The organism is Pseudoalteromonas sp. S1727 (assembly GCF_005886375.1).
Classification (GTDB): Bacteria; Pseudomonadota; Gammaproteobacteria; order Enterobacterales; family Alteromonadaceae; genus Pseudoalteromonas; species Pseudoalteromonas haloplanktis.
The window spans coordinates 39,080-52,909 of the sequence record NZ_PNDT01000048.1 but is presented as its reverse complement, the minus strand read 5'-3'; the positions used below and the strand labels follow the sequence as shown (position 1 = coordinate 52,909).

The following is a 13,830-nucleotide window of genomic DNA, read 5'->3' as shown; positions in this document are numbered from 1 at the left end:
GCCGGCTGACCGCTGACCGCTGACCGCTGACCGCTGACCGCTGACCGCTGACCTTCTACCAGATCATCTCGACGAACTCTGGGTGATCAACAAATGGATTACGATTACCTTGATGCTCATAAGCGGCTTGGTTTCTATCTAGTTCAAGCTGACTGACAGGATCGTCGTTATGCCAATTAACCAACATAGTGACTACCCAATTCTCAAATACTTGGTTACTAGAGCCGTTAAGTACGGCATTACTAGCCGTGGTGTTGTTTTGCCACGCTCCAATGACATTCTCATAGCGGGTTGCCATATAAAAGTAGGCGCGTGCAAAGTCACCTTTAAATTCATCGATTGGCTCAAATACCGTACCTGAGTAATTAATTGAGCTTGCTGCACTGCCCAGTTTACTGCCATTACTTGAGGTGTAGCTGGCGCTGCCTACTTCACCAAACGGATAATTGCTGCGTTTTGAATTGACGTAACCATCGGTGGCAAAAATATGATGTACGTCTGAATTCATAGGCTCATTTGTGCCGCCAAACCAACTTTTCGGGAATGAATGTTCGCGGTTATAACAATCACCTTCGCCTCTGTAGGTACCACATTGATCCGTAACAGCGACGTAGTTATAACTGTCTTGGCCCATTGGATTTTCAGCATAGCGATCGAGAATCGAATTGTCGTTTTCAAAGTATTTATCGCGAGATGCGCTATCGTAAAAACTCCAAATTGCTGAATATCCCTGTGAATTGTGGTCTTTTATAATATTGTATAGCTCTGATTTTAGAGCGTAGCCTGTTAAACCTTGGGTTGTGACATAATAACCACTTGGCTCTGTGGGGGGCGTTTCTGGGTTAGTATCATCGCCCAGTGTGAATGGCGTTGCTTCGCTAGTTTGAAAGCTACTGCCGCTTGCAAGAGGTGTTTGCTCAAATGTGAGCGCGTAACTGCCATTACCAAATGAACAGCAGATACCATCACCATAACTATCAAAAATACTAAAGGTATAATCGCCATCCACTAAACAGGCTTGCTCTGAGTAGCTACTATTGCCACTATAATCGCCACCAGATGCAACGGGTGTACCTTGTGCATTAGTAATTTGCCAACTTGTCTCTTCGCCATAGTTATCTGTAGTGAGCGCTAAACTAACAGTGTTATCAGCACAACTGGTCGGTGTTGGTGTGCTGCCAGCAGAACTTGGCATAAAACTATCTACATAAAGAGTTTCACTGCCATCAAAACCGCTAACATCATAAAAGCGTAGGCCAACGCTAATGGTCGTGTTACTTGATGCTGTGTATGTATAGCTGATCTGTTGCCATTGATTTAAAAGTGCAGGGTTTGAGTAGCCTTGATAGTCGTCAGCAATTAGGCGCGCTTTAACACCTCCTTCAGTGTGGTAAACCCAGCTTGAAAATAGATAGCTTTGGCCTGCCTCAACAGTTATCTGTTGCAGTAAATCCGTATTACTTTGGCTTGCTGTATTCACCTCTACTTTTGCAGCGAGTGAACCGCTGTTGACGATAGAGCTTGACGGCGATAGCGTAATACCAGAATCAATAGTGCTCCAATTGTTAGGGGTATTACCAGACCAGTTTTCAAAGTCGCCATTATCAATGGCGGCTAAGCAAGGTAGTGCTGCTAATAAAACAGCACTGGCGAGTATGCATTTTTTATATGTCCCGTGTGACATAGTGTTTCCTTATTGTTATGGGCGCACAAAATGTGGCCAATTCCACTATACCGTACCCGAGTTTTGTTGCAAAAAAGTTAACTTATTATTTCGTAATCAAGATTGATAATGACTATTTTTGAGAGGTGATTAGGGTGTTGCGTTAGCAGACGGGCACTGTTTCTAGCTTTTAATCTGTTTTTACTGGTTAATTTATAAATTAAGAACTAAATGGAATAACAAAGCAGATTCTATTCTTTTTTTATTGGCGCATACCCCGTTATTCTTCACACTCAGAGAAATCTTTAGGGCCTGAGTTATTTGCCTTAAAGTCGACACAAATTTTAGGCAAAGTGATTGACTGTGAACGGTGATCATTTTGTAGATAACTTTCAGGGTTACGGGGAATTAATTCATGTTGTTAGGTCAACTCAATGCTGCGGCAAGTCCACTATCGCAAGAGCAAGTACAGAAGCTACAAGGTTTAGTTGCTGAGCTCAATCCAATTCAGCAAGCATGGGTAAGTGGCTACCTTGCTGCAAATGCAAATACCGCGGCATTAGGTGGTGTGGTTGGTGCAGCACCAAGTGCAGGAGAAGCGGCCGCATTAACTATCTTGTACGGTTCACAAACCGGCAATGCGAAAGGTGTCGCAACGAAACTTAAGGAACAAGCTGAATCACGTGGTCTTGCGGTCAAGTTGGTTAGCATGTCTGATTACAAACCAACAGCCCTGAAAAAAGAAAAGTTCCTTAGCGTTGTAGTTTCAACTTATGGTGAGGGTGAGCCACCAGAGGATGCTGAAACATTGCATGAGTTTTTGGCAACCAAAAAAGCCCCTAAGCTCGATGGCGTGAAAATTGCGGTAATTGGTTTGGGCGACTCAAGCTATGAGTTTTTCTGCCAAACAGCAAAAGACTTTGAACAACGCTTAAATAAACTGGGTGCAGAGACTATTTATCAGCGCGCTGATTTAGATGTTGATTATGATGATGAAGCGGCAACGTGGATCACGGGTGCCCTTGATGCGTTTGAACCTGATTTAAAAGCACAGCAAGGTGCAACTGCAGGTCAAGTGGTTTCATTTGGTGCACCTGCAACGGCTGCTAGTCAATATACCAAGCAAAACCCATTTGCGGCAGAGCTGAGCCTAGTACAAAAGATCACAGGCCGTGATTCAACAAAAGACGTGCGTCACGTTGAAATTTCACTAGAAGGTTCAGATATTACCTATACGCCGGGTGACTCGCTAGGTGTGTATTTTTTAAATGATGAAGCTTTAGTTGATGAAGTGCTAGAACTTACGCAAATTGATGCGGCAGCTATTGTTAAATTAGGCGAGGAAGAACTTAGCGTTCGTGATGCTTTAATCGAAAAACTTGAGTTAACTCAATCATACCCAGGCTTTGTTGAAAAGTACGCCGTGGCGACGGGTACACCTGAGTTATTAAAGCTGGTTGAAGATAAAGCGGCAATGCGTGAATATATTGAACCTCGCCAAATCTTCGATGTGATCCGCCAAAACCCAGCCAAGCTTGAAGCGCAAACACTCGTTGATTGTTTACGTAAATTACAAGCGCGTTTGTATTCAATTGCGTCAAGCCAAGCTGAGGTTGAAGACGAAGTTCATTTAACGATTGGCTTGGTTGAGTTTGAAGCTTTTGGTAGTGAACATTTAGGTGGTTGCTCTGGTTATTTAGCACGTCGCACTGAAGAAGGCTGTAAAGTAAAAGTATTTAGCGAGCATAACGATAACTTCCGTTTACCAGCGAACGATGAAACACCGGTGATCATGGTAGGTCCTGGAACGGGTATTGCGCCGTTCCGCGCATTCTTACAAGAGCGTGATGCCCGTGAAGCATCAGGTAAAAATTGGTTATTCTTTGGTAACCCACATTTTACTCAAGATTTCTTATACCAAGTGGAAATCCAAGGTTACTTAAAATCAGGCCTACTGAGTAAAGTTGATGTGGCATTTAGTCGTGACCAAGCTGAGAAAGTTTATGTTCAAGATAAGCTACGTCAAAACAGTAAAGATGTATTTGCATGGCTAGAAGCGGGCGCGCATTTTTATATTTGTGGTGATGCAAATCGTATGGCGAAAGATGTACATCAAGCTTTGCTTGATATTATCAAAGAAAACAGCGGTAAAAATGATGAAGACGCTGAGCAGTATTTAAAAGATTTACGTAGCGCAAATCGCTATCAGAAAGACGTGTACTAAACGTACACGTTGCTTACTTTATAAAAGCAAAGCTAACAGCCGTCACTGTAACTAATTTAGGATTTACCATGAGCGAACAAGATAAAAACGTAAAGCTTTCTGATAACGAGCGTTTGAAAAGAGAAAGTAACTTTTTACGTGGCACAATTGAGCAAGATTTAAAAGACGAGATCACCGGTGGTTTTACTGCGGATAACTTCCAACTGATCCGTTTCCACGGTATGTATCAACAAGATGACCGTGATATTCGCCCTGAGCGCGCGAAGCAAAAGCTGGAGCCATTACATAATGTAATGCTACGAGCACGTATGCCAGGTGGCATCATCAAGCCAGAGCAATGGCTGGCGATTGATAAATTTGCCGATGAAAAAACCAGCTATGGCAGTATTCGTTTAACCACCCGTCAAACGTTTCAGTTTCATGGGGTATTAAAGCCAAACATTAAAGGCATGCACCAAATGCTAAATAGTGTGGGCATTGATTCTATCGCGACTGCAGGTGATGTTAACCGAAACGTACTGTGTACCACTAACCCTGTGGAATCTGAACTTCATCAAGAAGCCTACGAGTGGGCGGCAAAGATCTCTGAGCATTTATTACCAAAAACTAAAGCATACGCTGAAATTTGGTTAAATGGCGAAAAGGCCGAAACTACTGAAGAGCCTATTTTAGGATCTAACTACTTACCACGTAAGTTTAAAACCACAGTGACCATTCCACCGAATAACGAAGTGGATGTACACGCAAATGATTTAAACTTTGTGGCAATTGCTGACAATGGCAAGCTCGTTGGTTTTAACGTGCTGGTTGGTGGTGGTCTTGCTATGACTCACGGCGATACAGCGACTTATCCTCGTAAAGCAGATGATTTTGGTTTTATACCGCTTGAGCATACGTTAAAAATTGCTGAGCACGTGGTATCTGTACAGCGTGATTGGGGTAACCGCTCAAACCGTAAAAATGCAAAGACTAAGTACACATTAGATCGTGTTGGTGCAGATGTATTTAAAGCAGAAGTAGAAAAACGCGCAGGAGTGACGTTTGCAGACAGTCGTCCGTATGAGTTTACTCATCGAGGTGACCGTATAGGTTGGGTTGAAGGCATTGATGGCAAGCATCATTTAACATTATTTATTCAAAGTGGTCGTATTTTAGATTATCCAGGTAAGCCACTTAAAACAGGTTGTCGTAAAATTGCTGAAGTTCACCAAGGTGATATGCGCATGACGGCAAACCAAAACTTGATCATTGCCGGTGTTCCAGCGGATCAAAAAGCAGTCATTGAAGAAATTGCTCGTAATCATGGCTTGATTGATGATAACGATTCAGAGCAACGTAAAAATTCGATGGCCTGTGTGGCCTTGCCAACTTGTCCATTAGCCATGGCAGAAGCTGAGCGTTATTTACCAAGCTTAATTGAGAAGACAGAAGCTTTACTTGCTAAGCATGGTATTCCTAATGACAGCATAATCATGCGCGTTGTTGGCTGCCCGAATGGTTGTGGTCGTGCAATGTTGGCTGAGGCGGGTTTAGTTGGTAAAGGACCTGGTAAATATAACGTGTATCTAGGGGGCAACCTTGAAGGCACGCGCATTCCTAAGTTGTATTTAGAAAATGTCGGTGAAGATGTGTATTTAGAGGCCTTTGACAAATTAATAGGTCAATGGGCAAGCGAGCGTAATGACGGCGAATGTTTTGGTGACTTTGTGATCCGTAAAGGCATCGTCGCTGAAGTTAAAGTCTCAGTAACCGATTTCCACGCATAATTTAAAACCAGTGCAAAGCACTGGTTAAGGTTTGGAATTTACTATGAGTGAATTTAAAAACATATTACAGCTAGATAAAGAAAGCCAAGCAGCATTGCTTGCTGATGCTAACGGCGTATTGAAAGATATGAGTGCCGAGCAGCGTGTAGCGTGGGCGCTTGAGAATTTGCCTGATACACAGTTTTTATCATCAAGCTTTGGTATTCAAGCAGCGGTGATGTTGCATTTAGTAACCTCGCTAAAACCTGATATTCCTGTGGTACTTACCGATACGGGCTATTTGTTTCCAGAGACTTATCAGTTTATTGAGCAATTAACCGAACGTTTATCACTTAATTTAAAAGTGTATAAATCGCACCTTAGTCCAGCATGGCAAGAAGCTAAGTTTGGTAAATTGTGGGAGCAAGGTGAGGCGGGTATAAAGCAATATAATCAGCTTAATAAAGTTGAGCCTATGACCCGTGCTTTAAAAGAGATTGATGCAGGAACTTGGTTTAGTGGTTTACGCCGCGATCAAGCGTCTACGCGTGCTGACAAACAAATTGTTGAGATCAGCCGTGGTACAGTTAAAGTTTATCCAATTATTGAATGGACTAATCGTGATGTATATCAATATTTAACTAAGCATGATTTACCGTATCACCCGCTTTGGGAGCAAGGCTATGTGTCTATGGGTGATGTTCATACCACGCGTAAATTAGAGCCGGGCATGACCGAAGAAGAAACCCGCTTTTTTGGCTTAAACCGCGAGTGTGGCTTGCATATTGATGGTGATGGCATTTAGCCTCAAGCACAGCTCTATAACGATTATCGAAACGCAGCCTAGCTGCGTTTTCTATTTTTGACTACAATTAATCATTATAAATTCATGCTCACGTATTTTATGAAACCGTTTTGTGCAATTTTCTTTTGGCTTTTTTCTAGCAGCCTTTTTGCCGATAGCCTTCGCATTGCGTTACCCGATGAAGATTATCCCCCTTATCATTTTGTGGATGCGCAACATAAAGGTATTTTAAATGACGTCATTACATTATTTTCGACAACAACGGGCACTCAGATTGACTATACCTTCGTACCTGAAATGCGATCAGCAAAAATGGTGCAACGAGGTGAGGTTGATGCTCGGATGGAATCTGAAGTGTGGCTGTCTAGTCATGAGCCATATTATTGGAGTCAAGAAATTGTGCGAATCGAAGATGTAATGGTTGTTGCACAAGGTGCTAAACTTATTGATCTTCAGCAACTGGATAACCTAAAAAGTGGTGTTTTACTTGGCCGTTTTGGTTATGTTTATCCAACATTTGAGTTGTTAGTAAAGAATAAAGTATTACATCGTGAAAACTATTATTCAGATCTAGCTATGTTGCAAAGTTTGTATAGAGATACACATGCTGGTAGGCGTTTTGCTGTGATGTCGAGATCACAAATCGATTGGTATGTACGCCAGTATCCAGAATTATCTGCTTTGGTTGTCAGTAATGAAAACGTAGGTAAGGCGCCACTACAACTACAGTTTTCTTATAATTCTCGGGGTAAGAAATACGCAAAAGAATTTAATGATTTTTTACAGAGGTTGAAAGATAGTGGCGAGCTAGCTAGAATCATAGCTCGCTATCAATGATAGTGATGGAGATTTTTAACTCAAAGGATTGAAAATGAAGTACTTTTCGTATTTAGTAATTATGATATTGCTAATTAGTGTTGCAGCATTATTTTATTTACAACGCCCTGATGGTCAACCATGGTTAACGAGTGATGAAATAACTCGTCAATCTCGTGAGATAAAAGAGCAAGTCGTTGGATTATCTACTGACACGTTTGCTCACGCTGTTAAGACCGTCAGTGATACCAGCAAAAAAGTCGCCGCGTCAATCACTTCGAATAGTTCATCTGAGGCTATTGTCATTTATAAATGGCAAGATAAACAAGGACAGTGGCATTATTCAGATAACCCTAACCCTGATGGCAACAGCCAGCAAATGTTACTCGACCCGAGCGATATTACGGTTGTTGCAGCCGAAGATACCGCGATTCTCAAAGGTAGTGCTAAAGCAGCACCTGATATGCCGCTTACGCCAAGTGGGGTATATGACCCTTTAGTGATAAAAAAGCTATTTGAAGATGCAGAGCAGGCAAAGAGTGCGTTAGAGCAGCGCACAAAGGCGTTGGAAGCGGCTCAGTAATAAACCTTTTTACAGCTTTATGAGCGTTTTATTGTGTATGCTGATCGTGTTCGGCTTCCATTTTCATCAGCACAATCGTGAGATAAATTTTAGTCGGTAATGAACATAAAATTCCAACAGCAATAAAAACTGCACCGATCATAATGCTATGGATACTATTTTGTTGAGCAAAAATATCTGAAACTAGCAAATAATGCCCTGTTAAAATCAGTGTAATACCGAGAGCTATAAAAATTTTTAAAACTCTTATGATTTTTTGCTCTGTCATACTTTGCTCAGTCATAGAATGCACCTATTAGTGGTTAAGCTGAACTGAAGTTAATTAACAACATTAAGTATAGGTAATAAGTGGCGGGGTAGAATTGTTTTACATCAAAAAAAGAGGGCTAAGCAAATCAAATCTGCAAAGCCCTAACTCGTTATTAGTTACTGAGCATATTACGCAAGACGTATTGTAAAATGCCGCCGTGCTTGTAGTAATCCCACTCTTTAGGGGTATCGATTCGAACATCGGCGCTAAAGCTAACTTGTTTACCTTCGCTGTTGGTAGCAATCACGCTCACTTCTGCGGTTTTGTCATACAAGCCATCAATGTCAAATTGCTCTTGACCAGTCAAACCAAGGGATTCATGACTTTCACCATCTTTAAATTGTAGCGGTAATACACCCATACCAATTAGATTAGAGCGGTGAATGCGTTCATAGCTTTGTGCGATGACAGCTTTAACACCAAGTAATAGCGAGCCTTTTGCTGCCCAGTCGCGAGAAGAGCCAGTACCATATTCAGCACCTGCAAGTATAACTAATGGCGTGCCTTGTTGTTGATAAGCCATCGCCGCATCATAAATACTAGCAAGTTCATCCTCAGGTTGTGTGCGAGTTACACCACCTTCAGTGCCAGGGGCTAATAAGTTTTTCAATCTTACGTTAGCGAATGTACCGCGCATCATGACTTCGTGATTACCACGACGTGAACCGTAAGAGTTGAATTGTGCCTTCTCGACACCATGTTCTTGCAAGTAGAGACCGGCGGGGGCATCAGCTTTTATAGCTCCTGCTGGGGAGATATGGTCAGTAGTAACAGAGTCGCCAAGTTTTGCTAAACAGCGTGCGCCGTTAATTGCGGGGATCCCAGGTGGCTCTACTGTCATACCATCAAAAAAGGGCGCTTTTTTGATATAAGTGGAAGCGTCATTCCAATCATACAGTTTGCCATCGGGAATTTTAATTTGTTGCCAGCGATCATCACCCTTGTAGACATTACCATAACTTGAAGCAAACATTTCTTTAGTGACGGTTTTTTTCACTAGTTCATTTACTTCACTTACTGTAGGCCAGATGTTTTTTAGGTAAATATCGTTGCCGTTAGCATCTTGCGCCAATGGCTCGTTATACACATCTATATCAGTGCGTCCAGCAATTGCGTACGCAACAACCAATGGCGGTGAGGCTAAAAAGTTCATTTTTACATCTTGGTGAATACGTCCTTCAAAATTACGGTTACCTGATAAGATAGAACTGACTACCAGTTTATGCTTTTGGATCGCATCAGATATTTCATCCGCAAGTGGGCCTGAGTTACCGATACAGGTTGTGCAACCATAACCTACCAAGTTAAAGCCAAGAGCATCTAAATCATCCATTAGGCCTGCTCTTTCTAAGTAGTCAGTGACCACTTGTGAGCCTGGCGCCAGTGATGTTTTTACCCAAGGTTTTACACTAATTCCTAACTGACGCGCTTTTTGCGCTACTAAACCTGCGGCTAAAACCACGCTAGGGTTGGAGGTGTTAGTACAGCTAGTAATAGCTGCAATCACACACGCGCCATCTTTAAGCTCAAATTCTTGGTCTTTAAAATTAACCTTTGCAGCGCCCATAAATTGCGCTTCGTTGACTGGTTCGTCTGGGTTCGTGGCAGGACCTTCGCTTTCAATGCGTGCTTGTTGTTCGTCACTGTTATCACGTTTAGCTAAGCGCTCATCTTGAAAGGTTTTTAAATGCTTGGTAATGATGTCGCCAGCTTGATCTAATGCAATTCTGTCTTGTGGGCGTTTTGGCCCCGCTAGGCTTGGCACCACATCGCTGAGGTTTAACTCAAGTTTATCGGTGTAATTAGCCTCATCACCATCGTTACGCCATAGCCCTTGATGTTTGGCGTAGTCTTCAATCAGTTTTAGCTGCTCTTCATCACGATTAGTTAAGCGCAGGTAACTAATGGTTTCATCATCGATAGGGAAAATACCACAGGTTGCACCATATTCGGGGGCCATGTTTGCTATGGTTGCCCGATCGGCTAATGGTAGATCAGCAAGGCCATCACCATAAAATTCAACAAACTTACCCACTACACCATGTTTGCGCAGTATCTCTGTTACTGTAAGTACTAAATCGGTCGCAGTAGTGCCTTCAGCTAAACGGCCACTGAGCTTCATACCCACAACCTGTGGGATCAGTAAGCTAATAGGCTGACCCAGCATTGCAGCTTCGGCTTCAATGCCACCGACACCCCAACCAAGTACGCCCAGGCCATTGATCATAGTAGTATGAGAGTCAGTACCGACCAATGTGTCTGGGTAAGCAAATTTTTGGCCGTTGCGCTCTTCATTAAATACTACGCGGGCTAAATACTCTAAGTTAACTTGGTGAACAATACCGGTAGCGGGGGGGACTACTTTTAAATTATCAAAAGCGGTTTGACCCCAACGTAAAAACTCGTAGCGTTCTTTATTGCGCTCATATTCTAACTTAGCATTTAAATCAAACGAGCCATCATTACCATAGCCATCTACTTGAACAGAATGGTCAATGACTAGCTCAGCAGGCGAGAGTGGATTTATTTTTGCGGGATCGCCACCGAGTTTTTCCATAGCGTCGCGCATTGCGGCTAAATCAACGATTGCGGGTACACCTGTAAAGTCTTGCATAACTACACGCGCTGGCGTAAATGCTACTTCGGCGGTAGGTTTGGCTTGCGGATCCCACTCTAATAATGCATCGATATCTTGTGCTTTAATATTAACGCCATCTTCATTGCGCAATAGGTTTTCAAGTAGAATTTTCAACGAGAACGGCAATCGTTTGGCTTTATCGCCTAACCCTTGTAGTGAATGAATATGAAACTGCTCGCCATTAATTGTGAGCTGTTTTTGGGTATCAAAACTATTATTCATTATGTGCCCCTTTACTAAATTAAAATGAGTGGAAAAACCTCTAATGTTTATAGGTTTGCAAACTGCATACCAAGGTCGAATATTTAAAAGTGATGTGCTTTTTTTATACAGTTATTGTAGTAGAGATGCGATTTAAAGGTAAAAAATCAAGGGGAAGTTTTTATTGGGCCAAAACTAATATTGGCCCAAGTATGAATTAATTTAACCAGTGTTGCAGCTTGCCTCGATGGCTAAGGTGCAATAATAAAATCGCGATGATTATCACCAGCAGTGGCATAAAGACAGCACTTGCACCGAGTAGTTCGATACTGTTAATAATGATGAAATTATAAAATTGTTGGATCAAAATTGCGATTAAAGACAGCGTAAAACAGGTTCGTGCAACGGCTTTTTTAAGTAACAAAAAAATACAGCCTAATGTGCCACCAAAAACGGCTACAGCAAATGCCAAAGTTGCCCACAGAGGGGTATTTGAATAGGCAGCTTGTTGATCTGCAGGAAGTTTACTAATCATCTCAGGGGTCATAAGCAGCTGCATAATAAACGCAATCACCCCAAGTAAATTCCAAACTAATGCGGCCCAAGCAACGCTTTTAAGCCAGCTAGGAGCTGTTGAAGTCGTCATAAATATTTTCTAATTGTTATTGTTCAGAAAGTAATTAAAGACGACCTTAATACGTTTTACAAGTTAGGTTGGTGATTAACCAAATGAAATCGGACGACGGCCCGTTTTTTCATCTACTTTCGGCTTTTTAGTTCGTTTACGTTTGTTTTTAGGTTCCGCTGGTGTTTCTTGCACAGGGCTTTTTGCACTTTCAGATTGAGTATTTTCCACAGGGCGCTGTGCCGGTGTTGCATCTTCACTTAGCGTTAATTGAAATAACTCACCATCAAATTCAAGCACATCACCACTGTATAATTTTTTCCGTTTGATTGTACAAATTTCATGGTTAACACCCACATAACCTTCAGTGATGAGGTTTTTTGCTTGGCCGCCACCTTCAACTAAATCAAGAACTTTTAAAAGTTTACATAACTCAATCGGTTCTTCTTCTAATTCAATTTCAATGTATTCGTCGTTCATGTTTGATCTCATTAAGGTAGGGCATAGCCTGTAGTATAAAGGCTTAGCGCGAATTTTGCATCAAGCACTATAAAGTCTACTAGGGATTAAATAAATTTAATCAGGCACATTTTTGTATTTCTCGCTGCCTTTAAAAAAACTGCAGTAATTGCAGTGTAAGCTGCCCCCGTGAAATCTGGCTTGTTATTTGCCATAAGTGATGAAAATCAATAACCGCTAGATACAGTAACTTAAGTGCTAAGGCACTGACAATGGAGTAGAAGATGGGCGTAAGATTAGCAATGAGAAAAGAGTTAATGGGTTTGAATAACTCAGATATGTTAACTGCTGATGATGTCAGAGCGCACCTAACCGAACAGGTAAAACAACAGCCACATAATACGCAAAAAGGCTTTTCGGTAATTTCAAAGTTTAATGATAACCACAGCCAGTTGCTCAGTGGCGATAGCAACCGAGAGCGTTTACTGGAATTTCAACGTCATCGTTTATTTAAAGATGTGCTTTACACCAGGAAAAGCGTTGATGCTTGGCTAAATAGCCAAATAAATTAAGTTGCTATAATAGGGCACCTCTAATAGACTACACTTGTAATCATTTGGAGGTGCTATGCGAAATGGAATTTTAATTTGCATGTTGTTATTACTAACTGCGTGCCAGCAACCAACAGTATATGTATATACACAAGCGTTAACAGACATACAAACACAACAGCTAACAATACGCTTGCAGCAACAATCATTACCGTATCAGTTTATTCAATTACCAATCCCCAAAGAGTTTGCCGCTGCGACTCTATTAACTTCTGAAGATAAGCTACTTACAGCCGAAACCGAGCAGCTTGCTGGTATTATGCAAGCAATGGGTTATCAGCCACAGATAAACTATGTGTCGGCGGCTAATCATCATTATAGTAATGGCAATATTGGTTTTTACCTGCGTGGCGAGCATATTGAGCCGGGCTTTAATATGCCCAAGTTAATGCGCACAACCAACTGCTCAGAAGACAGATATAACAACTTACGGGTTACATTTAATGAAAACGTGGTTGCGTTTACATTACTTAATGGTGCGCGTACCCACTTAGAGTGGCAGTTTTATGAAAATTATTTGGTCATCAATTATAGAGATATTTCGCAGTCCTACACGCATTCAACTCCTTTGGTTGCAACACCATTTGGTGAAAAACCCTCAGATACATATCGTTATACTGCGCATGTTGAGAGCCCACAATGGTTAAACTGCTCGCTGCAAGTTGTGTATATGGATTAGCCGCGTGATTCGAGGTAGTGATTAAGTTTGGCTATACGCTCGCTCATACCTTCGATAATACGGTCTTTAATCTTTTCGCGGATCACATTGGGTAAACGGGTGAGTGATTCTGGGGTAATAGCTAATACGATGGTGTCGCTTTTAGCTCGAGCGCTGGTGCTACGCTCACGGTTGTTAATAAATGCACCTTCACCTATAAACTCACCAGGCTCAATAGTACCGAGATCAACTAGGTGACTGTGTTTGAAAACCGTAATAGCGCCACTTAAAATGATATAAAGGTGCTTATCATTATCAAATTGTTTGAATAAAAAACGATCTTTATTAATTAAATATAAATGGCTGAATGACTCAAGTAAAACTTGCCGCTCATTGAGGGTAAATTCTTTAAAAAAATTCAGCCGATTAATAATTTCCATCTGTTTTATCAGTGGAATATGTTCGATTAACTTCATTAAGAGCCAATAGTAA

13 protein-coding genes are annotated in these 13,830 nt (G+C 41.6%); 7 read left to right on the top strand and 6 right to left on the bottom strand.

The genetic code is table 11. From position 1 onward, the window contains the following. Positions 1-55 precede the first annotated feature (55 nt). Complete coding sequence (locus tag CWB85_RS12235; protein ID WP_138555035.1) at positions 56-1,684, bottom strand: endonuclease; 1,629 nt, start codon at positions 1,682-1,684, stop codon at positions 56-58. Positions 1,685-2,078: 394 nt separating this feature from the next. On the opposite strand from CWB85_RS12235, the gene CWB85_RS12230 reads away from it, so the two are divergent. The 5 genes from CWB85_RS12230 to CWB85_RS12210 all read left to right on the top strand — a co-directional run bounded on the left by CWB85_RS12230 (position 2,079) and on the right by CWB85_RS12210 (position 7,836). After that, positions 2,079-3,887 (top strand): assimilatory sulfite reductase (NADPH) flavoprotein subunit, encoded by a 1,809-nt coding sequence (locus CWB85_RS12230; protein ID WP_138555034.1) that lies wholly within the window; start codon positions 2,079-2,081, stop codon positions 3,885-3,887. 68 nt (positions 3,888-3,955) lie between these two features. Beyond that, positions 3,956-5,653, top strand: coding sequence for an assimilatory sulfite reductase (NADPH) hemoprotein subunit (gene cysI, locus CWB85_RS12225; RefSeq protein ID WP_016709057.1), 1,698 nt, complete (start codon positions 3,956-3,958; stop codon positions 5,651-5,653). 43 nt (positions 5,654-5,696) lie between these two features. Next, complete coding sequence (locus CWB85_RS12220) at positions 5,697-6,437, top strand: phosphoadenylyl-sulfate reductase (protein WP_016709058.1); 741 nt, start codon at positions 5,697-5,699, stop codon at positions 6,435-6,437. Positions 6,438-6,536: 99 nt separating this feature from the next. Next, entirely contained in the window at positions 6,537-7,274 is a 738-nt protein-coding gene (locus tag CWB85_RS12215; RefSeq protein WP_016709059.1) for a substrate-binding periplasmic protein, read from the top strand. A 34-nt stretch (positions 7,275-7,308) separates the two neighbouring features. Then, the gene (locus CWB85_RS12210) at positions 7,309-7,836 is read left to right on the top strand and encodes a DUF4124 domain-containing protein (protein ID WP_016709060.1); all 528 of its coding nucleotides are present in this window, start codon (positions 7,309-7,311) and stop codon (positions 7,834-7,836) included. 28 nt (positions 7,837-7,864) lie between these two features. Here the strand turns inward: CWB85_RS12210 and CWB85_RS12205 are convergent, their stop codons facing one another. The 4 genes from CWB85_RS12205 to CWB85_RS12190 form a co-directional block, all read right to left on the bottom strand. Then, positions 7,865-8,119 (bottom strand): TMEM134/230 family protein, encoded by a 255-nt coding sequence (locus CWB85_RS12205; RefSeq protein ID WP_016709061.1) that lies wholly within the window; start codon positions 8,117-8,119, stop codon positions 7,865-7,867. A gap of 139 nt (positions 8,120-8,258) precedes the next feature. Further along, entirely contained in the window at positions 8,259-11,006 is a 2,748-nt protein-coding gene (acnA, locus tag CWB85_RS12200) for an aconitate hydratase AcnA (protein WP_138555033.1), read from the bottom strand. A 196-nt stretch (positions 11,007-11,202) separates the two neighbouring features. Further along, the gene (locus CWB85_RS12195) at positions 11,203-11,631 is read right to left on the bottom strand and encodes a hypothetical protein (protein ID WP_016709063.1); all 429 of its coding nucleotides are present in this window, start codon (positions 11,629-11,631) and stop codon (positions 11,203-11,205) included. A 75-nt stretch (positions 11,632-11,706) separates the two neighbouring features. Beyond that, entirely contained in the window at positions 11,707-12,090 is a 384-nt protein-coding gene (locus CWB85_RS12190; RefSeq protein WP_138555032.1) for an RNA-binding S4 domain-containing protein, read from the bottom strand. Positions 12,091-12,353: 263 nt separating this feature from the next. Here CWB85_RS12190 and CWB85_RS12185 point away from each other — a divergent pair, with 263 nt between their 5' ends. Both CWB85_RS12185 and CWB85_RS12180 read left to right on the top strand, forming a co-directional pair. After that, positions 12,354-12,641 (top strand): hypothetical protein, encoded by a 288-nt coding sequence (locus tag CWB85_RS12185; protein ID WP_016709065.1) that lies wholly within the window; start codon positions 12,354-12,356, stop codon positions 12,639-12,641. A gap of 55 nt (positions 12,642-12,696) precedes the next feature. Further along, entirely contained in the window at positions 12,697-13,359 is a 663-nt protein-coding gene (locus CWB85_RS12180; RefSeq protein WP_138555031.1) for a hypothetical protein, read from the top strand. Here the strand turns inward: CWB85_RS12180 and CWB85_RS12175 are convergent. Beyond that, a complete protein-coding gene (locus CWB85_RS12175; RefSeq protein ID WP_016709067.1) occupies positions 13,356-13,814 on the bottom strand; it encodes a Crp/Fnr family transcriptional regulator in 459 nt (152 codons plus the stop codon). The two genes, CWB85_RS12180 and CWB85_RS12175, sit on opposite strands and share 4 nt — an antisense overlap. Positions 13,815-13,830: the final 16 nt, after the last annotated feature.